29 protein-coding genes and 1 pseudogene are annotated in these 21,124 nt (G+C 64.9%); 21 read left to right on the top strand and 9 right to left on the bottom strand.

Annotation, left to right across the window (positions count from 1 at the left end; genetic code table 11):
* Window positions 1-72: 72 nt before the first annotated feature.
* Window positions 73-1,134: an N-acetyl-gamma-glutamyl-phosphate reductase gene (gene argC, locus HY699_15385; GenBank protein MBI4517187.1), complete on the top strand. Its 1,062-nt coding sequence runs from the start codon at window positions 73-75 to the stop codon at window positions 1,132-1,134.
* Between the two features lie 111 nt (window positions 1,135-1,245).
* Here argC and HY699_15380 read toward each other — a convergent pair whose 3' ends face one another.
* The 4 genes from HY699_15380 to HY699_15365 form a co-directional block, all read right to left on the bottom strand.
* Complete coding sequence (locus HY699_15380; protein ID MBI4517186.1) at window positions 1,246-1,662, bottom strand: response regulator; 417 nt, start codon at window positions 1,660-1,662, stop codon at window positions 1,246-1,248.
* A 261-nt stretch (window positions 1,663-1,923) separates the two neighbouring features.
* The gene (locus HY699_15375; GenBank protein ID MBI4517185.1) at window positions 1,924-3,540 is read right to left on the bottom strand and encodes a HEAT repeat domain-containing protein; all 1,617 of its coding nucleotides are present in this window, start codon (window positions 3,538-3,540) and stop codon (window positions 1,924-1,926) included.
* A gap of 77 nt (window positions 3,541-3,617) precedes the next feature.
* The gene (locus HY699_15370) at window positions 3,618-5,129 is read right to left on the bottom strand and encodes a GMC family oxidoreductase (GenBank protein MBI4517184.1); all 1,512 of its coding nucleotides are present in this window, start codon (window positions 5,127-5,129) and stop codon (window positions 3,618-3,620) included.
* Window positions 5,126-6,145, bottom strand: coding sequence for a hypothetical protein (locus HY699_15365; protein ID MBI4517183.1), 1,020 nt, complete (start codon window positions 6,143-6,145; stop codon window positions 5,126-5,128). The genes HY699_15370 and HY699_15365 overlap by 4 nt, the downstream gene beginning before the upstream one ends.
* A 353-nt stretch (window positions 6,146-6,498) precedes the next feature.
* Between HY699_15365 and HY699_15360 the strand changes: the two genes are divergently transcribed.
* The 10 genes from HY699_15360 (at window position 6,499) to HY699_15315 (ending at window position 13,961) form a co-directional block, all read left to right on the top strand.
* Window positions 6,499-6,849 carry a DUF4062 domain-containing protein gene (locus HY699_15360; protein ID MBI4517182.1) on the top strand — a complete coding sequence of 117 codons (351 nt, stop codon included), beginning with the start codon at window positions 6,499-6,501 and terminating at the stop codon, window positions 6,847-6,849.
* Window positions 6,850-6,868: 19 nt separating this feature from the next.
* Complete coding sequence (locus tag HY699_15355) at window positions 6,869-7,306, top strand: hypothetical protein (GenBank protein ID MBI4517181.1); 438 nt, start codon at window positions 6,869-6,871, stop codon at window positions 7,304-7,306.
* Window positions 7,303-7,512 carry a hypothetical protein gene (locus tag HY699_15350; GenBank protein MBI4517180.1) on the top strand — a complete coding sequence of 70 codons (210 nt, stop codon included), beginning with the start codon at window positions 7,303-7,305 and terminating at the stop codon, window positions 7,510-7,512. The genes HY699_15355 and HY699_15350 overlap by 4 nt, the downstream gene beginning before the upstream one ends.
* Window positions 7,513-7,655: 143 nt before the next feature.
* Window positions 7,656-8,483 carry a DUF4062 domain-containing protein gene (locus HY699_15345; GenBank protein ID MBI4517179.1) on the top strand — a complete coding sequence of 276 codons (828 nt, stop codon included), beginning with the start codon at window positions 7,656-7,658 and terminating at the stop codon, window positions 8,481-8,483.
* A gap of 885 nt (window positions 8,484-9,368) precedes the next feature.
* A complete protein-coding gene (locus tag HY699_15340) occupies window positions 9,369-10,946 on the top strand; it encodes a tetratricopeptide repeat protein (protein MBI4517178.1) in 1,578 nt (525 codons plus the stop codon).
* 374 nt (window positions 10,947-11,320) lie between these two features.
* Window positions 11,321-12,550 carry an ATP-binding protein gene (locus HY699_15335; GenBank protein ID MBI4517177.1) on the top strand — a complete coding sequence of 410 codons (1,230 nt, stop codon included), beginning with the start codon at window positions 11,321-11,323 and terminating at the stop codon, window positions 12,548-12,550.
* 180 nt (window positions 12,551-12,730) lie between these two features.
* The gene (locus tag HY699_15330) at window positions 12,731-12,997 is read left to right on the top strand and encodes a DUF4062 domain-containing protein (protein MBI4517176.1); all 267 of its coding nucleotides are present in this window, start codon (window positions 12,731-12,733) and stop codon (window positions 12,995-12,997) included.
* 25 nt (window positions 12,998-13,022) lie between these two features.
* Complete coding sequence (locus HY699_15325) at window positions 13,023-13,319, top strand: hypothetical protein (protein ID MBI4517175.1); 297 nt, start codon at window positions 13,023-13,025, stop codon at window positions 13,317-13,319.
* Window positions 13,309-13,680 carry an aspartyl protease family protein gene (locus HY699_15320; GenBank protein ID MBI4517174.1) on the top strand — a complete coding sequence of 124 codons (372 nt, stop codon included), beginning with the start codon at window positions 13,309-13,311 and terminating at the stop codon, window positions 13,678-13,680. Before HY699_15325 ends, HY699_15320 begins: the two co-directional genes overlap by 11 nt.
* Complete coding sequence (locus HY699_15315; protein ID MBI4517173.1) at window positions 13,641-13,961, top strand: hypothetical protein; 321 nt, start codon at window positions 13,641-13,643, stop codon at window positions 13,959-13,961. Before HY699_15320 ends, HY699_15315 begins: the two co-directional genes overlap by 40 nt.
* 129 nt (window positions 13,962-14,090) lie before the next feature.
* Here the strand turns inward: HY699_15315 and HY699_15310 are convergent, their stop codons facing one another.
* The 3 genes and pseudogenes from HY699_15310 to HY699_15300 form a co-directional block, all read right to left on the bottom strand.
* On the bottom strand, window positions 14,091-14,534 hold the full coding sequence (locus HY699_15310; protein MBI4517172.1) for a toll/interleukin-1 receptor domain-containing protein: 444 nt from the start codon (window positions 14,532-14,534) through the stop codon (window positions 14,091-14,093).
* Window positions 14,521-14,982, bottom strand: a complete 462-nt coding sequence (locus HY699_15305) for a toll/interleukin-1 receptor domain-containing protein (GenBank protein ID MBI4517171.1) — start codon at window positions 14,980-14,982, stop codon at window positions 14,521-14,523. Before HY699_15305 ends, HY699_15310 begins: the two co-directional genes overlap by 14 nt.
* Before the next feature lie 277 nt (window positions 14,983-15,259).
* A pseudogene (locus HY699_15300) lies at window positions 15,260-15,690 on the bottom strand (type II toxin-antitoxin system VapC family toxin).
* 49 nt (window positions 15,691-15,739) lie between these two features.
* Between HY699_15300 and HY699_15295 the strand changes: the two are divergent.
* Window positions 15,740-16,309, top strand: coding sequence for a hypothetical protein (locus HY699_15295; GenBank protein ID MBI4517170.1), 570 nt, complete (start codon window positions 15,740-15,742; stop codon window positions 16,307-16,309).
* A gap of 12 nt (window positions 16,310-16,321) precedes the next feature.
* On the opposite strand, the gene HY699_15290 is transcribed toward HY699_15295, so the two are convergent.
* Complete coding sequence (locus HY699_15290) at window positions 16,322-16,561, bottom strand: hypothetical protein (protein MBI4517169.1); 240 nt, start codon at window positions 16,559-16,561, stop codon at window positions 16,322-16,324.
* Window positions 16,551-17,012 (bottom strand): PIN domain-containing protein, encoded by a 462-nt coding sequence (locus HY699_15285; protein ID MBI4517168.1) that lies wholly within the window; start codon window positions 17,010-17,012, stop codon window positions 16,551-16,553. Before HY699_15285 ends, HY699_15290 begins: the two co-directional genes overlap by 11 nt.
* A 94-nt stretch (window positions 17,013-17,106) precedes the next feature.
* Between HY699_15285 and HY699_15280 the strand changes: the two genes are divergently transcribed.
* The 9 genes from HY699_15280 to HY699_15240 all read left to right on the top strand — a co-directional run bounded on the left by HY699_15280 (window position 17,107) and on the right by HY699_15240 (window position 20,874).
* The gene (locus tag HY699_15280) at window positions 17,107-17,394 is read left to right on the top strand and encodes a hypothetical protein (protein MBI4517167.1); all 288 of its coding nucleotides are present in this window, start codon (window positions 17,107-17,109) and stop codon (window positions 17,392-17,394) included.
* Window positions 17,395-17,544: 150 nt separating this feature from the next.
* A complete protein-coding gene (locus HY699_15275; GenBank protein MBI4517166.1) occupies window positions 17,545-17,745 on the top strand; it encodes a hypothetical protein in 201 nt (66 codons plus the stop codon).
* The gene (locus HY699_15270; protein MBI4517165.1) at window positions 17,746-18,006 is read left to right on the top strand and encodes a hypothetical protein; all 261 of its coding nucleotides are present in this window, start codon (window positions 17,746-17,748) and stop codon (window positions 18,004-18,006) included.
* 666 nt (window positions 18,007-18,672) lie between these two features.
* Complete coding sequence (locus HY699_15265) at window positions 18,673-18,873, top strand: hypothetical protein (GenBank protein MBI4517164.1); 201 nt, start codon at window positions 18,673-18,675, stop codon at window positions 18,871-18,873.
* The gene (locus HY699_15260; protein MBI4517163.1) at window positions 18,870-19,301 is read left to right on the top strand and encodes a hypothetical protein; all 432 of its coding nucleotides are present in this window, start codon (window positions 18,870-18,872) and stop codon (window positions 19,299-19,301) included. The genes HY699_15265 and HY699_15260 overlap by 4 nt, the downstream gene beginning before the upstream one ends.
* 110 nt (window positions 19,302-19,411) lie before the next feature.
* Window positions 19,412-19,699: a hypothetical protein gene (locus tag HY699_15255; protein MBI4517162.1), complete on the top strand. Its 288-nt coding sequence runs from the start codon at window positions 19,412-19,414 to the stop codon at window positions 19,697-19,699.
* Between the two features lie 111 nt (window positions 19,700-19,810).
* A complete protein-coding gene (locus tag HY699_15250) occupies window positions 19,811-20,116 on the top strand; it encodes a type II toxin-antitoxin system MqsR family toxin (protein ID MBI4517161.1) in 306 nt (101 codons plus the stop codon).
* A 64-nt stretch (window positions 20,117-20,180) separates the two neighbouring features.
* A complete protein-coding gene (locus HY699_15245) occupies window positions 20,181-20,555 on the top strand; it encodes a type II toxin-antitoxin system MqsA family antitoxin (GenBank protein MBI4517160.1) in 375 nt (124 codons plus the stop codon).
* Between the two features lie 61 nt (window positions 20,556-20,616).
* Window positions 20,617-20,874 carry a hypothetical protein gene (locus tag HY699_15240; protein MBI4517159.1) on the top strand — a complete coding sequence of 86 codons (258 nt, stop codon included), beginning with the start codon at window positions 20,617-20,619 and terminating at the stop codon, window positions 20,872-20,874.
* Window positions 20,875-21,124 lie beyond the last annotated feature (250 nt).

The following is a 21,124-nucleotide window of genomic DNA, read 5'->3' as shown; positions in this document are numbered from 1 at the left end:
GACAAGCGTCCCACCGCGGCTTTCGTTGCCGGCGTGATCCGGCTAGAGTGCGCGGCGCGGGAGGAAACGCGCGTGGCCAGGGATATCTCGGTTGGCATTGTCGGTGGATCAGGTTACTCGGGCGGCGAGCTGCTGCGGTTGCTGCTCACCCATCCGCGCTATCGCATCGCCTGGGTGACCTCGCGTGCCGATAAGCAGGTCGAAGCCGTTCACCGCAATTTGCTCGGCGCCGGGTTGCGCTTCGTAAAGGAAGAGGACGCCACCGCCTGTGACGCGGTGTTCCTGTGCATGCCGTCGCGCGAGTCGATGAATCGCGCCGAACGCTACCTGCAGCAAGGGGCGAAGGTCGTGGATGTCGGCTCGGACTTCCGGCTCAAGGACGCGGCCTTGTTCGAGCGCGTATACCAGGCCAAGCATCTCTCCTGGCACTTGGTCGAGGAAGCTCCTTACGGCGCCACCGAGCTGCACCGCCAGGCGATTCAAAAGGCGCGCTTGGTGGCCAACCCGGGCTGCTTCGCTTACACCACCATCCTCACCCTGGCGCCGCTGGTGAAAGCCCGCCTGATCGAATTGGATCGGATCGTGGTGGACGGGCTGTCGGGCAGCTCCGGTGCCGGCGCCGAGCCATCGGTGCCAACACATCATAGCGAGATCAGTAACACTGTGTTTCCCTATAATGTGGTCGAACACCGCCATACCTACGAGATCGAGCAGGAGCTGGCCGGCGTGGCCGGCGCCCCCGTGGCCATCCATTTCACTCCCTACTACTGCCCCTTCACCCGCGGCATCCTCGCCAATTGCCACGGCTTCCTGACACGCCCGGTAGCGCGCGCGGAGGTGCTGGCGCTGTATCGGGACTTCTACCAGGGCGAATACTTCGTGCGCGTCAACACGCTCGAAAAAGATCCCAAGGTGAGCTGGCAATATCTGCCCTATCCGAGCGTGGCCGCGGTCGCGGGCTCGAACTTCGTGCACCTCGGCGTCGATGTCGACGAGCGCCGCGGCCGCGTGGTGGCGTTCGGCGCGCTCGACAACTTGGGAAAGGGCGCCGCCAGCTCCGCGATTCAGAACCTCAACTGCATGCTCGGGCTACCCGAGGAAATGGGCATCGAAGGCGCCGGTTTGCATCCGTAACCGGGCTTGCCCCGGGCACTGTCGGGCGCTGAATCTTGTTGCTGGGAAAAGGCCGGCCCCCGGCATGCGCCAATTCGCTATGCCCGCGGCCGGGCGTCGCCGCGGGAAAAGTTAGCCGGCGTACGCCATCGGCTCGTGGGGCATGGCGTCGCCGCTGATGATTTGCTCCACCGTGGTGACGAACTCGCGCGGGTTGAGCGGCTTGCGCAAGAAGACGTCCGCGCCCAAGCGCAGCGCGAAGCGCTCGACCTCCGGCTCGTCCCGATCGCTGAGCACGATGATGTATGGCCGCGTCGGCGCCGGCAACGGCTCGAAGCGGCCGCACAGTCGGCGGATTACCTCCAGGCCGTTCATTCCCGACAATGCCAAATCCAAGACCACGACGGCGGCACCCTGGTGGCGAACCAAGTCACACGCCTCGATGCCGTCGGCGGCGATCCGCACCGGTACGCCGCGCGTTCGCAGCAAGGTTTCGGCGATGATGCGCGCGTTGACGTCTTCGTCCACAATCAGCACGGTCTGCGTCATGTTGCCCTCCGCATTTTGGCGCCCGAGCGGCGAATACGCCGTCCGTCCCCAGTCCAGTGCGCGTAGCGCGTTACTGACGGGTGCATTGACGTTGCAGGTGTTCCCGACATTCAAACAAAACGGTTACGGACTATGCGAACGCCAGGCCAGGGCGAACCCGAGGCGGGGCCGGCGCTCGCAGGTGGAGGCGGGGTTTGCGGTGGTGTCAGCGAGTTGGCTTAATCGCGCGATTCGTCATTTGCTCGCCACTGCCGCCGCCGCTCACGCGCGCAGCAGCTTGAGCTTGTTCTTGGCCGCCTTGCCGACCTTGGTGCGGCCCTGCTTGTCGGCGAGATGTTCCAACAGCTCGCGGGCCACGGCGGGTTCCTCGTCGCGGCCTTCGGCGAGGTTGAAAGCGACGTAGAACAAGTCATCGGGGCTCAGCGCGCGATCCTTGCGCAGGCGCTCGGCGGTGGGAAAGGTGGTGCCGGCCAGCTCGCGCAGCAGATCGAGAGCAAGATCGTGACGGCGGACCGGGCCCAACACGCGCGGGCGCGCCTTGAGATCGGCCAGCGCCAGGGCGAATTTGGCCTCGGGGTCAAAGGCCGGGGTATCCTTAAGCAGCATGAGCCATCTGGCGGCGACGGCGAAATCCTTCTTGCCGCGGGCGCGCTCGGCGCGGGAGCGAATCTGCTCGGCCAGCCAGGCGTCATCGAGCGTGTTGAGGAACTGGAAGTAAGCGCTGTAGAGCCGGTCTTCGCGCTCTTCCAGCGCGCTCTGTAGCTTGTGCCAGAGCTCCTGCAGCGCGTCGCGCTTCCAGTTGCGATCGTGAGCAAGCAAGACCCCGGCGAGCGTCCACGCTTTGCGCTCGTCGTCGCAGGCGACGAACTCCTTGATCAAGGCGCTGCGGGCGGCCGGCAGCTTCTTCAGCGAGGCCGCGGCTTCATCGCGACGGGCGTAGCTGGCGTCGGTGAGATAGCCGATCAAGGTCTTTACCACGCCGCCCGACTCGAAGGCGCCGAGCTTGTGCACCGCGAACCGCTTCACCAGCGGCTGCGGGCTGTCGGCCAACTGGTTGAGCTGCGGGAGATAAGAACGGTCGAGAGTCTGGTCTTCGAGCAGGTGAATGGCCGGGCGCAGGATGCCGGCTTCGTCGTCCTCGGCCAGTAGCGGCAGCAGCGCGGCGATCTCCGCGGCGGTGAGCGATTGCCCGCGCAGGCACGCCGCCAGCGCCGCCAGGGCGTGGGTGCGCACGGCGTGCTCGTACTTCTTGTCGAGCAGCGGCCGCAGGCGCTTGCGGGCCTTGGCTTCGCTCAGCGCGCCGAGCAGCTTGGCCGCACCGACGAGCGCAGTGCGCGCGCCGTTAGCGCTGGCCGCCACCCGGTCAGCGCGTGCGAACAGATCGGCGCGGGCGCGGGGATCGAGCGCCGGTACGACCGCGATCAAGGCGTCACAGGCAGCGCGGCTGGCGTCGAAATCCTCGCTGGCAATCAGCTCGAACAGCAAGTCGAGCGCGGCGCCGGTGCGGACCCGCGCGCAGACGTCGATGATCGCGTTGAGCCGCCGCCGCGGCGCGTCCTTGACCAGTTTTCGTAGGGCCGTTACCGCCGGCTGGCCGTAAGCGGCGAGAATGCCGGCGACACGCTGGCGCAACGCCTCTTCCTCGCTGTCGAGCAACGGGACGAGATGGCCGACGCCGTCGGGCGGCTGCACCTGTTCGAAATACCCAATCGCAAAGTCGCGTACGACAACGTTCTTGGCGCTGAGCGTGTCGCCGATCGTCTCCACCACGCGCGCCTCGCCGGAGCGCAGATGCGTCAGCACCAGCAGCGCGGCGCACCGCGCTTCTACGTCAGTACCACGGATCAGGCCGACCAGGCCCTTCAGGGTCCCGTCCACGGCTCCTGCCTACCATGAGGGGCCATACCGGCGGAAGCCCGGTCTCTCGACCTGGGAGGAACGCCGAACGCAGGCTGTTAGTGCTTGAGTTCGTCCGCTAAGCGAGCAGCGATGCGCGTGGCTAGCGCCATGATGGTGATCTGCGGGTTCACCTTGCACGATGACGGGAACAAGCTGGCGTCGGCGACGAGCAGGTTGCGGGTGCCGTGAAGGCGGCCGTACGAGTCAACCACGGCCTTGGCCGGGTCCTCACCCATGCGGCAGGTGCCCTGGGGATGAAACGCCATCAGCTCGATATCGGCCGCCTTGCGCGGCCGGTCCGTCAGGGCGCGGGCCTCATCGGCGCTGCCCAGCACCGGCTGCGAATGAATGCCGGAAAAGACCTCGCGGGCGCCGGCGGCGAAGAAGATCTGGGCGGTAAGGCTGATGGCGCGGGTGAGCTTGCGAACATCCTCGGGAACCATGCTGTAAGTCACCAGCGGCCAGCCGCGGCCGCGAGCCCGTACCCGCCCGGCCGAGACATCGGAGATCAGCGCACCGTACGACGCCAAGTTGCGGTAACGGCTCATGCGCTCCGCGTGCACGGTGCCGATCCCCGGCAGGACCGCGGCCGCGAGGCTGGGGGGAACGAACTGGCCTTGAATGAAGATACCTTCGCGGGTGAACTCGTGGACGTTGTACGCTTGCGGCACTTCCTCCCACGCCCGCACCTCTTCGTCGAACTGCGCGCCGACGCGCGTGGCGGGATGGATGTGCAAGTTGCGCCCGCGCCAGCCCGAGGCATCGGGGATGGCGCTGCGCTCCAGCAGCGCCGGCGTCAGCAACGCGCCACAGGCGACCACCACACGGTCAGCGACAACATGCAGCTGGCGGCCGTTGTCGCGCTCATCGGGGCCGACAAAGCCGGCGACCAAGCCGAAGGCGGCGCCGTTGGAGGTGAGCACGCGCTCGGCGCGGCAGCGGGTGTAGAGCGTCGCCCCAGCGGCGAGTGCCTTGGGCACATAGCTCACGTGCGTTGCTTGTTTGGCATCCTGCGGGCAACCGAGCGCGCACACCCCCGTGCCGATACATCCCTTGGCGTTGCGCGGAATGCGGGCGCCGGCAAACCCGAGTGCGTGTACACCGCGCTCGAATAGCCGGCCGTTGTTGCCGAAGGTCGAATCGGTCACGGGCTCGACGTTGAGCTCGCGCTCGACCCGCTCGAAGTACGAGCGCAACTGCGGCTCCGAGACGTCGGCCACGCCGTGGTCGCTTTGCCAGGCTTGCAGGACGTAGTCCGGCGCGCGGTAGCACGTGCCCGAGTTGACGGTGGTGGTGCCGCCGACGCACTTGCCGAGCGGGATCGGAATTGTCAGGCCACCGACCGTACCGGTGAGGCCGCGGTTGCGGTAGAGCAGATCGAGCATGGCGCGCGGCTGGCCGGTGAAATCCTTGCCCCGGTAGTAGGCGCCCTCCTCGAGCAAACACACCTCGATGCCGGCCTCGGCCAGCTCCTTGGCAATGACCGCGCCGCCGGCGCCCGAGCCGATCACGCACACCTGGGTGCGCACATTGAGGTCGCGCTCGACCGTGGCGCCGTCGATGATCATGCCAATCGCGCCCGGTGGAATTCCGCGTTCGGCCCGGCCAGCAGCTTGTCGCGTAGATAGGCGCCGTCGTAGCCGATGGCGGCACAGGCCGCGGGCGAATCGTAGTAGTGCAGCATGACGGCGAGCTTGATCCCGTTGATGAGCTGGCGCCGCAGCGCCAGGCGCGAGGTTTCCCAGCCGCTGAGATAGGCTTCGCGTTCCGGCGCGCTGAGCGCGGAGAAGCGGCGCCGGCGCGGCCCGAACAGGTACGGGGCGAATTCGAGCAGGTACAAGATCGCGCTCAAGGCGGTGCCGCCCAGCGGGTGGAGCCGGGTGAAATACCGCCACACTGCTTGTTCCAACCGGGGTACGGCTGCGCCGTCGGGCACCATGGTGCCGAGCAGTAACCGCAGCAGCTCGGCAACCCGTCCCGCCGGCAAGACCGCCGCTTGCGCCGTTTGTTCCGCCATGCCGAGCCAGAGGTAGCAGCCGAGCACGAGCACAACGATCGAGCCGTCGACGAGGAAGTTGAGCAGATAGAGAAACGTCGCCTGCTGCAACAGGAAGAAGCACAGGCACGTGAACGACGAGGCGAACTTACCGGCGGCGAGCAACGGCATCAGCGCGCGCTGCCCCCGCGGGTCGCCGGCGATGCGCCAGGCCAACAGCGTGACCAGCACCATGTAAGCGAAACCCAGGCTGAGCCAGAAACGCAGCTCCGATTCCGGTGCCGGTGGGAAGACGCGAAAGATCGACCCCAGCGCATTGATGGCCCGCACCGTCGCGTTGGGCGCGGCGACAAAGAGCAGACCGACAACGGCGAAGGTCATCGCCAACAGGCGATGAATCAACGCCACCGTTTGTTCTGGGTGCAGTCTTCGCACGGCGCGGCACGTTAGCCGCGATGGGCCGAAAAGGGAAGGGATGATGACACCTTGCAGCAAGAAGGCGGGCGACTTCGATTGTTCGAGATCCACCTGCCGGCGCTCGCGTAGCCAGTGAGCAGGAGCCTGGTCGAAAATCGCGCTCCGACTCACGCCGCCCGCGACACGTTGAACCTCCCGCAGGAGAATCCCACCTATCTTCCTACCTCAAGCCCGATCGACTTCTCGGCACCCCTGAGCATCCCACAAGGTCACTCACGTTTTGCCGAGCTGACCGCGAGCGTTCATCGCGAGGCGGAACGCGTGCTGCTCGGACTCGGTTGACGCGTTGCACGGTGCGCGGCGGACGCATTGCACCTCTCCCTTGCCGCCGCCCACGCGACGCGTGTGCTGATCACCTGCGATCGGCGGATGCGAACGGCCGCCGAGGCGCTGGGCACCTTCGAACTCCCGGACTGAACCGCGGTCCACCGGCCATTTCGTCCCTCTGGACATTCGGCGGCGACATGAAGCACACTCCGTGTGCCCGATGGACGGGCAAGGCCATGACGCAAGTGACGCGCACCATCCGCCTGTTCGTCAGTTCGACGTTCTCGGACATGAAGGCCGAGCGTGACTTGCTGCAGCGCGACGTCTTTCCAAAACTGCGGCAGCTCTGTCTGTCCAACGGCCTGCGCTTCCAGGCCATCGACCTGCGCTGGGGCGTGCCGGAGGAAGCCGGCAAGGACAACCGCACCATGCGGATCTGCCTGGAGGAGGTCGCGCGCTGCCACCCCTACTTCATCGGCGAGCGCCACGACGATGTGCCCGAACGCATCCCGTCCTTGCGGAGAGAGATCGCATGCTTGGTGCCGTAAGTGATATACAAGAGCAGCGATGCTTCCGCCGCTGAATCAGAACGGGGACCTGCCCACCGGCATGCACCCAGCCAACTGGGCTGAGCTGATGCAGCGATTCGGCACCGGCTCTGAAGCGCGGCAGCGCGCACTGGCCAAGCTCAGGCTCTTACACGATCTCGCGCAACGCACCGGGAAGCTTTCGCGCTTCCTGATCTTCGGAAGCTTCGTGTCGGCTGCGCCGAATCCGCGCGACGTGGATGTGATTCTGGTGATGGCGGCGGACTTCAAACACGAGGCAGCCCCGCGCGAGTCTCAGACCTTGTTCTCGCACGCTGACGCAGAGGCGCGCTTTGGTGCCAGTATCTTCTGGCTGCGCGAGGGGATGCTGCCCGCGGATATCGAGCAAGAGTTCTTCGACACGTGGCAAACGAAGCGAGACGGCACCAAACGCGGCATAGTGGAGGTACGACGATGATCCGTGACGATCAGGAGCTGGCGGTAGCCCGCGAACGGGTTGCACGCTTGGAGAAGCTTCTCGAAGCACTGCGCAAGACCGCGCGGCCGGAGGAGTGGGCGGCGCTGAGTTCCGGGTACCGGCTGGAGATCGAGCGCATGCAAGGCGAGATACTCGACTACCTTGTTCAAGACGTTCCCGCGGGTGGCCGCGGAGCCGCGGCCTGAACACGAGTGCGTCGAGCACATGGGACCGGACGACAAGCCCACATCCATTCGATCGGCGTGTCTAGCACCTGACACGCCGTTGCACCTGGTCCCGCTGACGCTCCACCACCTCAACAATGGCTGAACAACCGAAGCCGAGTGCGGTGACTCAACCACGCGTCATCCGCGTCTTTGTCTCCTCCACCTTCCGCGACATGCAGGCGGAGCGGGACATTCTCATCAAGAAAATCTTCCCGCAGCTGCGCAAGCTGTGCGAAGAGCGCGCGGTGTCGTGGACGGAGGTGGACCTGCGCTGGGGGATCACTGACGAGGAGACGGCCGAGGGCAAGGTGCTGCCGCTCTGCCTGGCGGAGATCGAACGCTGCCGTCCTTACTTCATCGGCCTGCTCGGCGAACGCTACGGCTGGGTGCCGCAGTCAATTCCCGCCGACCTGCTCGAATCGCAGCCGTGGCTGCGGGAGCATCTCAAGCATTCAGTGACGGAGCTGGAGATCCTACACGGTGTGTTGCGCAACCCCGCGATGGCCGACCGCTCGCTGTTCTACTTCCGCGATCCGGCTTTCGTGGACACCGTGCCGGCAGAGAAACGCGGGGACTTCGTCTCCGAGAATGGCGAAAGTCGGGAGAAACTGCGCCAACTCAAAGACGCCATCCGCGCCCGGTTCGGAGTTCCGCCTTCAGGCGGTTCGGGCCGCGTAAACGCGGAACTCCAAACAAGCGAATCCCGAGTGCGCGAGAACTACCCCAATCCCGAGGCGCTGGGCGAGTTGGTGCTGGCCGACTTCACCGCCATCATCGACGCGCTCTATCCGGCGGAGCAGGTGCCGGACCCGCTGGATCAGGAGGCGGCGCGCCACGAAGCGTATGCGCAGAGCCGCCGGCTCGCCTTCGTCGGGCGCGAGGATCTGCTCCGCCGCATCGATGAGCATGCGGCGGCTGCGATCTCGGGAAGGGGTTCCGCTCATGCTTGAGCCTGTCGAAGCATCGGGTGGGGTTCCTCAACAGTCTGCCGAACCGCTAGTCGTTACCGGCGAGTCGGGCTGCGGCAAGTCGGCGCTGCTGGCCGAGTGGGTGGCGCGTTGGCGCGAGCAGCACCCCGACGACCTCGTCATCCAGCACTACATCGGCAGCACGGTGGAAAGCGCCGACTGGCAGGGGATCGTCCGTCGCATCCTCGGCGAGCTGAGGCGCGCCTTCGGCATTGCAGATGAGATACCGATCCAGGCCGACGCGCTGCGGACAGCTCTCAACGACTGGTTCGTCAAGACGGCTGGCTCACGCCGCATCGTGCTCGTTCTGGATGCGCTCAACCAGCTCTCCGGCGACGATGCCGCCGCCCGCCAGCTCGGCTGGCTGCCGGTCGTGGTGCCGCGCAATGTGTGTCTGTTCGTGTCGTCGCTGCCGGGCGAGAGCCTCGAAGCCCTGAAGAAACGCGGCTGGCCGGAGCTGGCCGTGCCGCTCTTCGGCCGCGCCGACATCGCGCCGGCGGCCACGGCCTACTTTGCGGTCTTCAGCAAGAAGTTACCGGAGGAGATCCTCGCCCAGCTCGAGTCCACCTCGGCGGCGTGCAACGCCCTCTTCCTGCGCGCGGTGCTCGACGAGCTGCGCCAGTTCGGCGAACACCGGCGCCTGGCCGAGCGCACCGCCTGGTATCTCTCCGCCCCGGCCTTCCAACACTCTTCGACCGCATTCTCACCCGCTGGCACGAAGACTTCGGGCGCGACCCCGAGCATCCCGACCTCGTGCGCTGCAGCCTCTGCCTCATCGCCTGCGCCCGCTTCGGGCTGTCGGAACCGGAGCTGCTGGACCTGCTCGGCAACGGCGGCGAGCCGTTGCCTCGCCGTCCGTGGACACCCTTGCACCTCGCCGCCGAGAACGCCCTGGCCGTGCGCGCCGGGCTGCTCAACTTCGGCCACGACTACCTGCGCGCGGCGGTGCACAACCGCTGGCTTGAGGAAGCGGACACTGTGCGGCAGTTCCGCCTGCAACTGGCCGGGTATTTCGCGGCGATGACCGAACCCACCAACCGCAAGCTCGACGAACTGCCGGCGCTGCTGCGGGATACTGCTGAGTGGGAGCGGCTGAAGGACCTGCTGGCCGACCTGCCGACCTTCCTCCGACTGCGCTCCACCGAGCGCTGGAAATGGGAGCTGCACGGGCTTTGGTTGGCGCTCAGCGAACGCTACGACCCGTTGGAAGTGTACCGCCATACCGTCGCCGAGGCGGAGCCCAACCTTCCGCCGGACCGGCTGGCGTATGTTCTCAACGAAGCGGCTGTATTCCATAACGACTCGGGACAGTACGCCGAGGCCGAGGCACTTTTCCGGCGCGCGCTCGCGGCAAGTGAGCGGGTTTCGGGCACCGACGATTCCAATACCTTGACGAGCCTGAACAATCTGGCGGCATTGCTGTCAAGCAAAGGGGACTTCCTGGGGGCTGAAGCGCAATACCGGCGCGCGCTCGAAGCGATGGAGGGGCTGCTGGGGCTCGATCATCCCCTCACCTTGACCTGTGTCAACAACCTAGCGGTGCTACTGACGAAGAAGGCGGGCTACGCAGAGGCGGAACTGCTCTACCGGCGTGCTCTCAAGGGGAGGGAACGGGTTCTGGGAGAACATCCCGACACCCTAAGGAGCCTGAGCCATCTAGCGGGGCTGCTGGCGGAGAAGGCGGACTACGCGGAAGCCGAGCCGCTCTACCGGCGCGCGCTCAATGCGACGGAGCGGATCCTGGGGATCGAGCATCCAAACACCTTGGAAACAGTGCGCATCCTCGCGGGACTGCTCGCAAAAAAGGGGGACTACGCGGAAGCCGAGCCGCTCTACCGGCGCGCGCTCAATGCGACGGAGCGGATCCTGGGGAGCGAGCATCCAGACACCTTGGAGACAATGAGAAACCTCGCGGGACTGCTTCAACGCAAGGGGGGCTATGCGGAGGCGGAACTGCTCTTGCGGGGTGCTCTTAAGGGGAGGGAGCGGGTGCTGGGAGCCGAGCATCGTGACACTCTGGTGAGCGTGAGCGACTTGGCGGGACTGCTAGCTGGCAATGGGGACTACGCGAGGGCAGAGCCGCTCTTCTGCCGGGCACTCGGTGCAATGGACAGGGTGCTGGGAGCCGAGCATCCCGAGACCTTAAAGAGCGTGAACAACTTGGGGTTCGTACTTGTAAGCAAAGGAGATTATGCAGCAGCGGAGCCACTCTACCGCCGCGCACTGGAGGGGCACTTGGCAATAAGCAAGTCTATGGGTGGTGAGCATCGGAACTTGCGAGATTCCATAGGAAATTATGAGGCCTGCCTGGCGGCACTCGGCCATAATACTGCCGCGATTCGTGCTCGGATGGAGGAGGTGCTGGGACGCAGCGGCACTGCCACACAATCACGGCGAAAAAGCAGTGCCAGGGATAGGTTGCGCCTGGTGCCAAAACGGTCCTGACACGCGAGGGGGACACGCATGAGAATGCAAAGGCCCCGGTCCTCGCGTACCTGCAACTCAGCGCGGGCTACGCCCGCTGCCCAAAGTGCAAACTCAAAAGTCCAAAGCCAGACACGCTACCGGCCAATCTGATTTGATTGCGCCCCTCGACGATTTTCGGAACTATCGAGTGATCTCGGGCCGCTTGCAGACGGCCGATCGCAGATGGCTGATGGTCAGTGGAGGGCCGACCACCGAGCTATCGCTCTTGATTGGGGGACCTGCCATCGGCCATCAGCCATCAGCGAGAAGATGCTCCTTCCGTCGGTCTGAGGCGGGCTTCGGGAGTATTTTGAAGCCTTGCAAATTCACCACGAACCGGTGAATATCTCCCCGTGATTCGGCGGAGCATCGAAGGCTCGATTCGGCAGGCGTTGGCCGACACGCCGGTGGTGCTGCTCAACGGCGCGCGGCAGACCGGGAAGACCACGCTGGTCCGCGCGATCGCGGAAGAGACCGGGGCGCAATACTTCACCTTCGACGATGCCGCCACGCTGGCGTTGGCGGCCGGCGATCCGGCCGGGTTCATTCGCAACGTGTCTGGCCCGGTCGTTGTCGATGAAATTCAGAAAGCCCCCGATCTGTTTCCCGCCATCAAACTCGCGGTGGACAAGAACCGCCGGCCCGGTCGCTTCCTGCTGACTGGTTCGGCCAATGTGATGACGCTGCCACGGTTGTCGGAATCGCTGGCCGGGCGGATGGAGGTCGTTCCCTTGTTTCCGTTTTCGGTGGGAGAAATCGCAGGCAAACGCGAGGGCTTCTTGAAGCGCCTGTTCGATGGCACGGTCGGCAAGGCGAAATTGGTTTCCGCAAAGAATGAGCTTGCGGTCCGATTGGCTCGCGGCGGTTACCCGGAAGCAGTCGCGCGCAAAGATGAAGGACGCCGGGCGGCGTGGTTCGCGTCCTACATCTCCACGATTCTGCAACGAGACGTGCGCGATCTGGCGCGGGTGGACGCGTTACACGCGCTGCCGAATCTGCTCAAGCTGCTGGCGGCCCGGGCCGCTGGCTTGCTGAACCTCGCCGACGTGGGTCGCGACGCCCGCTTGCCGCACACCTCGCTGACGCGCTACCTGTCGCTGCTGGAAACGGTGTTCCTGGTTCATCGGCTGCCGGCGTGGTCGCCGAACCTCGGCAAGCGTCTGGTCAAAGCGCCCAAACTACATCTGGTGGACACCGGCTTGGCCTGCCACCTCCTCGGCGCGAATGCCCGGCGGCTCACCGAGGATCGCGCCTTGCTGGGGCGAATGTTGGAGACGTTTGTCGTGGGCGAACTCCACAAGCAGATTTCCTGGACGGATCCGCAAACGTCGCTGTGCCACTTTCGCACGGCGACCGGCTCGGAAGTGGATGTCGTGCTGGAAAAGGCCGACGGGTCGATCGCCGCCGTAGAAGTCAAAGCCAGCGCCACGGTGGATGCCTCCGATTTCGCGGCGCTGCGCGCCTTGCGCGATCAACTGCGCAAACGGTTCGCCGCCGGCATCGTGCTTTACTTGGGTGACCAGGTTGTACCGTCCGGCGATCAACTGTGGCTCGTGCCGTTGTCAGCGTTGTGGGCGGAGTGAAACAAGAAGACGTTCGAAGTCAAGATCATGAGCGCAGAACGGAACACGCCCCAAAGCGGAGTGCGGATTTGCGCCTCCCACTCGCCCGGCGCGCACATCGCCGCCGAGCTCGCAGTGGCGGCTGTGCTGGGCCGCGGGCGGGACGCAGGTTGTCCAAACGCTGCTTGAGGCTGACTCTCGATGATTGAAGACGACAACGCACAACCCCGCCGCCGGCCTGTCATTCGAGTCTTCGTCAGCTCGACATTCACGGACCTCAAGCGTGAGCGCGACGCCTTGCAGCGCGACGTGTTCCCGCGCCCGTTCGACTGCGCTCAGGGCAGGTCTGCGGGAGCTGTGTGCACGGCATGGCTGCCGCTTTCAGGCCATCGACCTGCGCTGGGGCGTTCGCGAGGAAGCGGCGCTCGATCATGTGCGCGATTGCTTTCAATAACGGTCGGCCAGTAGAATGCGAAAAGAAGAAGGGCGTCCAATGGCAGACAATCATGGCTCGGTCGTGATGGAAGAGGTCACCGACCCCGCGGAACTTGCGAAAGCGCGGGCACAACGCGAGCGCTTCGATCGCAACGCCGCTTGGCTGCAGGAGCATGTTCCGGAGATCTATTCGCGCTATCGCGGGAAGTACATTTGCGTGGCGGGCGAAGAATTGTTCGTGGCGGACACACCGCAAGAAGCCCGCGCATTAGCCAAGGTGGTGCATCCCGACGACGATGGCAGCTTCGTTCGCTACATCCCGCGTGAGAAGGTGGCCCGGATCTATGCGGGTTAACGGGGAATGGTTGCTCTGCGACGATGGCATCGAGCGGCCAGTGATCCGTGGCGAGGTCGCTACCCGTGACAGATTGTGGTTGGCGGCTGAGTTCCTCGTGGACACCGGCGCTGATCGCACCGTACTCACCGCCGATGTGTTCTCGGCCCTCGCTTTTCCTCCCACCCCTGCCCACGAGCGTATTCAGGGCGTGGGAGGCCTCGTGGACAATGCAAACGCCACTGAGGATGCGATCGACCCGCTCGGGCTGCCGTGGCACCTCAGCCCGTCGACGCCGAGCGCTGACGGCGCACCATCGTCAGCGCGCCTCTGGACAACACGATGCCTGTCTGGGACGCGGCGAGCGGCGAGCGGAACGTGATCCAGGGCACGGGCGACCGCGAGGCGCACGTCGAGGCCATTGCCGCCGGGCCGTCGCGCTTCCCCTTTCGCGCGCTCCGTCGGGGGCCGGAAACGGTCATCGAAGACGCGGCCACCGCAACCTCCGTCGCGCGGTTCCCGGTGCCCCTCGATCATATCTCGACCTTCCCGAACGGTCGCGCCTGGGTCGGGGCGAGCGCGAATCACTTGTACATCATCACGCTCGGAGAGAGCTACAAGCCACAAGCTGAAAGCTCAAAGCCAGACGGAGCATGTCGCTGATCGCAGATGGCTGATGGTCCAGCGAGGAGGCAAACACAGAGTCGCCGAGGAGACCCAGCCAGCGCACGAACTGTCGTCCGTACGATCAGCCATATGCCATCTGCCACAAGCGGGTCCCTTCCGATCGGCTCACCTTGAGCGGCTCCGATATGGGCGCGCACTCGTGGAGGCTGATGCGCGCGCCCAGACCCGAAGGAGAGCCGCGTAGCCAGGGTCGAATCCCTTTGTGAAGTCGATGTACTGAAAGCTTGGCAGGGTCCACGAGAGGCGAGTGACCTGACAAGCCCGGTAGAGGATCGGGACGATCCGGCGCCGGTAACGTGCCTCGCCCAGTGCGTAGAGCAACTCGTGTCTGACCCATTCCGATCGCACCGACGATGGCGAGAGGACCACGGCGAACCAATCGCAGCGCTCAAGGGCCTGGCCGATCTCGTCGTGCCATTGCCGCGCACCGACGATATGCCGCTCGCTGTACCACGGGAGCATCCCATCGGCGCGTAGCCGCTCGGCAAGCCCCGCGACGAAGACGACGTCGCGGGCGGAATGCGCGAGAAAGATCTCAGTGGGCCGCAGCCCGCGCTTCTTTGCCGCGCTCAGTGCCCTGCTCCAGTCGCTTGACGATCGCTCGGGCGGCTCGCTCGATGTTATTGTTGAGCGGGACCATCTGCAGCTGCTCCAGGATCCACGGCAGCTTCCTCGTGGGCCGGATGACGAGGGGAATCAGGCGGTGCGCATAGCGCGGCGACCCGAGTGCGTACTCGATCTCGCGCCGAACTGAATCGGACTCGGCGGCCTGCGGTGACACCAGCACAACCATTGCATCGGAGTCGCGCAGGGCTCCGCTGATCTTCCCAGACCAGTCCTGGCCCGGAAGAACCTCGCGGTTCGGGTCCCACACATCGAGACCCGCGTGGGCAAGCCGCTCACGGAGCTGACTCGCCCACTTGTTGTCGACAGTGGCGTAACTGAGGAAGACCTTCATCTGAACGACATCATAGCCGAGTTCCGCGAGGCGGCTCAAGCACGCGGTGACTGTAGGAGCCGCAGCCCCCGTCGCGCGGTTCCCGGTGCCCCTCGATCACATCTCGACCTTCCCGAACGGTCGCGCCTGGGTCGGACGAGCGTGAATCACCTGTACATCATCACGTTCGAGGGCGGAGAAGACAGCTCAAAGGCGAAAGCTGAAAGTGGAAAGCCAGAGGGAGCATATCGCTGATCGCAGATGGCTGATGGCTCAGCGGGGAGGCAAACACAGAGACACCGAGGACACCGAGCGAGCACGGCGGCTCGGCCTTGCGTCACGCGAGCCCGGTCCAATCCTCGATTGTCAGGCCACGTATTCCGCCGAAGTCAGCCGCGTTTCTTGTGAGGAGCGTGGCGCCGTGGATCAGGACGATGGCGGCGATCTTCAGGTCCATGGAGCCGGTCCTGGGGTGCAGCTTGCGCAGGCGCTGATACTCGACGGCAGCCCGCTCATCAAATTCCAGCAATGGCACCTCGCGAAACGTGCGGACGTGGCGGCTCAGCCGGCTGTAGGCAGCGACTTGCTGCGCCATCGTCCGCGCCTTCGCCAACTGCGCGAGCCAGCCCGCATTTGCTCCTCGAAGGTGATGATGGTCGAGACAACTGACGCGGGGTCCACTCCTCGCAGTCGGGCACGAAGCGAACGTGCGTCCGAACCCGCCCGCCATTCCACCAGGCTAAGATGGTCGGTGTCGAGGACGACCATGATTCTTCGCGCGAGGCTCGCGCCCCTTCGGCCGCAAGGATTCGCGGTATTGCCGTCCGAGCTTCATCGCTTGCTGGTAGACTGGATCGTCTTCAAAAGCTCCAGCGATGCGTTCCCACCACGGGTCGCCCGACCCCGATTTGCCTTGCAGCAGCTGCTTGATCTGGGTGACCTCTCGTTCGAGCGCGTGGAGCCGTGCTTCTATGGTCTGGGCCGGCATCCGTATTCCTCCACTGCCGTTCAAACTATATCACAGAGGTCCGCAACGGACACAGCGCGACGCTTCCAAATGCGTCAACGGGTCGTCAGCGGGGCTGCGGACCAGACGGTGCGGGTGTGGCACGCGGCGAGCGGCGAGTGCCGCGAAGTGATCCAGGGCCGGGGCGACGTCGAGGCCATTGCCGCCGGGCCGTCGCGCTTCCCCTTTCGCGCGCTCCGTCGGGGACTGGAAACGGTCGTCGAAGATGCGGCCACCGCCGCCCCCGTCGCGTGGTTCCCGGTGCCCCTCGAGCACATCAAGACCTTCCCTAACGGTCGCACCTGGGTCGGGGCGAGCGCAAATCATCTGTACATCATCAGCCTCGAAAATAGATCAGAGGACAGGTTGTTAAGGGGTTAGGCTGTTACGCTGTTAGGGCCGTTGCCTGCGACGCGGGCGGGGGCGGGCCGTCTTCGACGACGACCGCATGCGGGCCAGCAATTGGTCGACGGAGAGCGGGCCGAGCGTGCGCTGGCGCAACTCGGCATAGTCGCCGTTGCCACCCTGGGTCTGGATGCTGAACCGCAACGCGCCCGTGGGGCCGAGCTTCTCCACCAAGGCTTCCCACCCGAGGGCGCGGACTTGCGCATCGGTCAATCGCTCACTCTTCATGGGATCCTCCTTCCGAGATGACCGCCAGGGCACTTGCCGGCAAGAGCACTCGCACGTGAAGCATGGCGCGCGCACGCGTCGCCCGCTTCAGCATCCGGTCGTCCGTCGTAACGAGCAGATCCGCTTTTCCAGCTTCAGCGCTGGCGATGTGCAGCGCATCTAATCCGCGCAGGCCAAACTGCTCCAGGGTGCGGGCTCGCAGGGTTACTGAAGCGGAGGCTTTCACCATGGTCTTGGCCAGCCGCAGTGGGGTCGCGATCCGCTGCGCTTGCTCTTGATCAGGATGCTGGCTCAGCTCGAAGACCAAGTACTCCGATGCGACCAGCTCCGCCTGTCGTGCCTCAATGGCGGCGACGACCATGCTCACGGCTTCTGCCTCGTGACGCGCTCGGCTGCGAGACAGATCATCGAACGGCCGGCTCAGCGCGCTCGTGTTCAGATAGATGCGCACAAGGAGTACGGTACCGCCACAATCGGAATTCGGCAAGCTCTCAACGAGTTCAGCTCAACGAGTTCAATCAGCGGCGAGCGGTGAGTGCCGCGAAGTGATCCAGGCCACGGGCGACGCCGAGGCCATTGCCGCCGGGCCGTCGCGCTTCCCCTTTCGCGCGCTCCGTCGGGGGCTGGAAACGGTCATCGAAGACGCGGCCACCGCGGCCCCCGTCGCGTGGTTCCCGGTGCCCCTCGATCACATCTCGACCTTCCCAGACAGTCGCGCCTGGGTCGGGGCGAGCGCGAACCACCTGTACATCATCACGCTGGAGGACAGCTCAAAGCCGAAAGCTGAAAGTGGAAAGCCGGAGGGGGAAGAGAGTCCGAAGTCCAAGGTCTAAGGTCCAAGCTTGGAAGTGGAGTTGCGGACGTACGGCGGGACGAAGGGAGAACAGCTCTGCACCTGCAGCATTCACCGCCAACCAGTCCCGCTGCGGACACTGGAAGCCCGAGGGTGCTTCCAGTATGGTTTGAGTCGGACGGAGGTTCGGATGTCTCGCGTAGAGGAACTCAAAGCTGAAATCGAGCAGCTTCCCGCCGAGGAGCTCGGCGAGCTGTTTCGCTGGCTCTCGGAGAAGGACTGGGAGCGGTGGGATCGGCAGATCGAGGCGGACTCCCAGGCTGGCAGACTCGATTTTCTGATCCGCGAAGCGGGCGACGAGAAAGCGAAGGGCAAACTCAGGGATCTCTGAATGCATCGCACCACCGCGCGCTTCTGGGCCCGCCTGGCTGGCTTGCCCCAGTCAGCTCAGCGAGTGGCGCGAGAGAATTTCGAACTCCTGCGCGCGAATCCTGCCCATCCGTCTCTCCATTTCAAGAAAGTCGGCAAGCTCTGGTCAGTGCGGGCCGGTCTTACCCACCGCGCCCTCGCGGTCGAAGACGGCGCCGACTTCATCTGGGTCTGGATCGGTCCCCACGACGAATACGAGCGGCTGATCAGCCGACAGGGGTGACCCAAGGCGCGGGCGGAGGGACAACAGCTCGACGTCGAAATCGGACTGCGCAAGCCCGACCAGGCGCGGCGCGTCCTGTTTGTCGCGTAAACGCGGAGCTCCGGACGAAGAGGGCCGCCCAAAGACCGGACTCCGCGCCGACGGCACGACGATCGCCAGCGGGTCTGATGACCAGACGGTGCGGGCGTGGAACGCGGCGAGCGGCGAGTGCCGCGAAGTAATTCAGGGCACAAGCGACGTCGCGGCCATTGCCGCCGGGCCGTCACGCTTCCCTTTTCGCGCGCTCTGTCGCGGGCTGGAAACGGTCATCGAAGACGCGGCCACCGGAGCACCAGTCGCATGGTTCCCAGTGCCCCTCGATCACATCTCGACCTTCCCGAACGGTCGCGCCTGAATCGGGACGAGCGCGAATCACCTGTACATCATCACGCTGGAAGACAGCTCAAGGTCCAAAGTTGGAAGTGGAAAGCCAGAGGGGGCATATCGCTGATCGCAGATGGCTGATGGTCAGGAGGAAGCCAACCACAGAGGCACCGAGGACGCCGAGCGTAAACACGGAGGATCGTCCGAACGATCAGCGATGCGCGAGTTCATCGACAAACACTGCACTGCACCGCACCGCCTCAAGCCTTGCCGCCAGCGGCGCAGGCGTGCTACTTCGTTCGCATGAGCACCCTTGCTGAGATCGAAGCCGCCGCCGACGCGCTGCCGGCGGAACAGCAGGAAGAGCTGTTCTTGTTCCTCGCGACGCGGTTGCGCGCGGAGAGTGGCCCGTTGCCGCCGCCGCGTGAGTTCAGCCGCGAGCAAATGGAACGGTGGATCGCCGATGACGAGGCAGGCTACCGCCGTTTCCTTGCCGGACAGTGAAGGTCTTTCTCGACGCAAGCGTACTGCTGGCGGCGTGCGGTTCTGCCAAAGGATCATCGCGCGCGATTTTTCATCTCGCGCCAGCGGCCGGATGGACGCTGGTGAGCAGCGCCTATGCAATCAACGAGGTGATTCGAAACCTCCCCAAGCTGCCCGCTGCTGGGACGGTGGAATGGCTGCGCCTGCGACCGCAGCTCATGATCGTGGATGACATCGTCTCCCTGGATCGCCCAGTGATCTTCGCCGCCAGCAAGGACCGCCCGATTCTCTTCACCGCGCTTGCGTGCTCAAGAACGCTGCTGACGCTGGATCGCGAAGATTTCGCCGATCTTCTTGGCGGCCAGTTCTACGGGCTACGCGTCAGGCTGCCGTATGAGTTTCTGGCAGAAGAGCGGGTCGCGGGACGCTTGAAGATAACACGCCCGTAGCCGCGACTGTCGTCCGGGATTGCCGCCGGGCCGTCGCGCGGTCGACGGAGAGCGTGCCGAGCGTGCGCTGGCGCCACTCGACATAGTCACTGTGGCCACCCTGGGTCTGGATGGCGAACCGCAGCGCGCCCGTGCGGCGATGGCGATGGCCGCTGCGCTGCCGGGTTGCAGAACTTGCCGACCGCAATATCGTGCGTCTCATCATGACCACGAAAGCCGCTGTCGTCCGCCTCAGCCAGACCAAGATCGATCGTGCCCGCCGCATCCTGCGTACCAAGACGCAGCGGGAAACGGTGGAACGTGCGCTCGATCTCGTGCTCGCCGAAGAAGCAATCGTGCGCCCCCACCGTCGCGTGAAGGCCGTCGGTGGATTCACCGACATCTTCGGCGTCGCGTGACGAAGGTTCTTCTCGATACCAGCATTTACGACGAGGAGGACCGACAGAATGCGAGGTTGCTGCGAGACGGTAACCTGAGCTATTCTGTGTGCCGGTCGATGCTTGTGGTGCATGCCTCGATGGCTTTCAAAGGTTCTCAATCGCATTCACACTCTCGCAGCATCGGGCAGCGTCCGGCTAACGGACAAGGCACTCGTGGAGCTGGCGGCGCTCGACCTGAGCCTCGATCCGGACGATGTGTGCCTCGTCCTGTCCGAGCTGACCCGCGACGACTTCGGCGAACGGCTGCGGTCTCAGACCTCACCGGAATGGCTGTACGTCTTCAAACCAGAAGTTGCTGGTATTCCCGTCTATTTGAAGCTCGCCCTTCGTTCCGACTGTGTGGTCATCTCCTTCCATGAAGACGACAAACAATAGGCACAACCGGCGCGGGGCCGGGGGACGCCCCGACGATGACACCTGCCCCTCGTGCGGCACGGCGATGAAGCCGACACGCAGACAGGTACGGCTAGCCATCAACGGTGAGCCGATCCAGGTACGCGACGTCGCTCACCTTGGCTGCCCTCGCTGCGGAGAGGGTCTGTTCACGCTGGCGGAGGCTCGCCTGCTCTTCCGTTCCGCTCAGGCCATCTATCGGCGCAAGCACCGGTTGCTCGCTGCCACGGAGATCGGCGCGCTGCGGAGAGAACTCGGGCTGAGCGCCGCGGCATTAGCACGCGCTCTCCGAGTCAACAAAGACCTCGTCGCGCGCTGGGAAACGGAACGGGCGGTTCAAAGCGTCGCGTACGATGCGCTCTTACGCATCGTGCGCGATGTACCCGGGAGCCTGGACTACCTCCGTTCCAGAGCGGCATAAGCCCGGGGGGTGGTGGCTTCGGCAGCCACGGCAGCGGCTCCTGCCTCGCCTGCTTTGCGGCATGGCGCCTTTGCGCGGGAGCATCCGCTCTTCGGCCTCTTCTCCATTCCACCAGGATAAGGCCAGCGGCGAGTGCCGCGAAGTGATCCAGGGCACGGGCGACGTCGAGGCCATTGCCGCCGGGCCGTCGTGCTTCCCCTTTCGCGCGCTCCGTCGTGGCCTCGAAACGGTTATCGAAGACGCGGTCACCGCAGCCCCCGTCGCGCGGTTCCCGGTGCCCCTCGATTACAGCTCGACCTTCCCGAACGGTCGCGCCTGAATCGGGATGGAACACAGTCCAAAGTCCAAAGTTGAAAGTGGAAAGCCAGAGGGGGCATATCGCTTGATCGCAGGTGGCTGATGGTCAGGAGGAAGCCAACCACAGAGGCACCGAGGACGCCGAGCGTAAACACGGAGGATCGTCCGAACGATCAGCGATGCGTCATCTGCCACACGCGGTTCTCGAGGTTGTCCATCGCCAACGCGTCGTTGACCCGACACTCAACCAGACGTATACGTGATCCATGGCG

This window comes from Deltaproteobacteria bacterium (assembly GCA_016210005.1).
Lineage (GTDB): Bacteria > Desulfobacterota > Binatia > HRBIN30 > JACQVA1 > JACQVA1.
The sequence above is the reverse complement of the archived record's forward strand: the minus strand, read 5'-3'. Positions and strand labels throughout refer to the sequence as shown.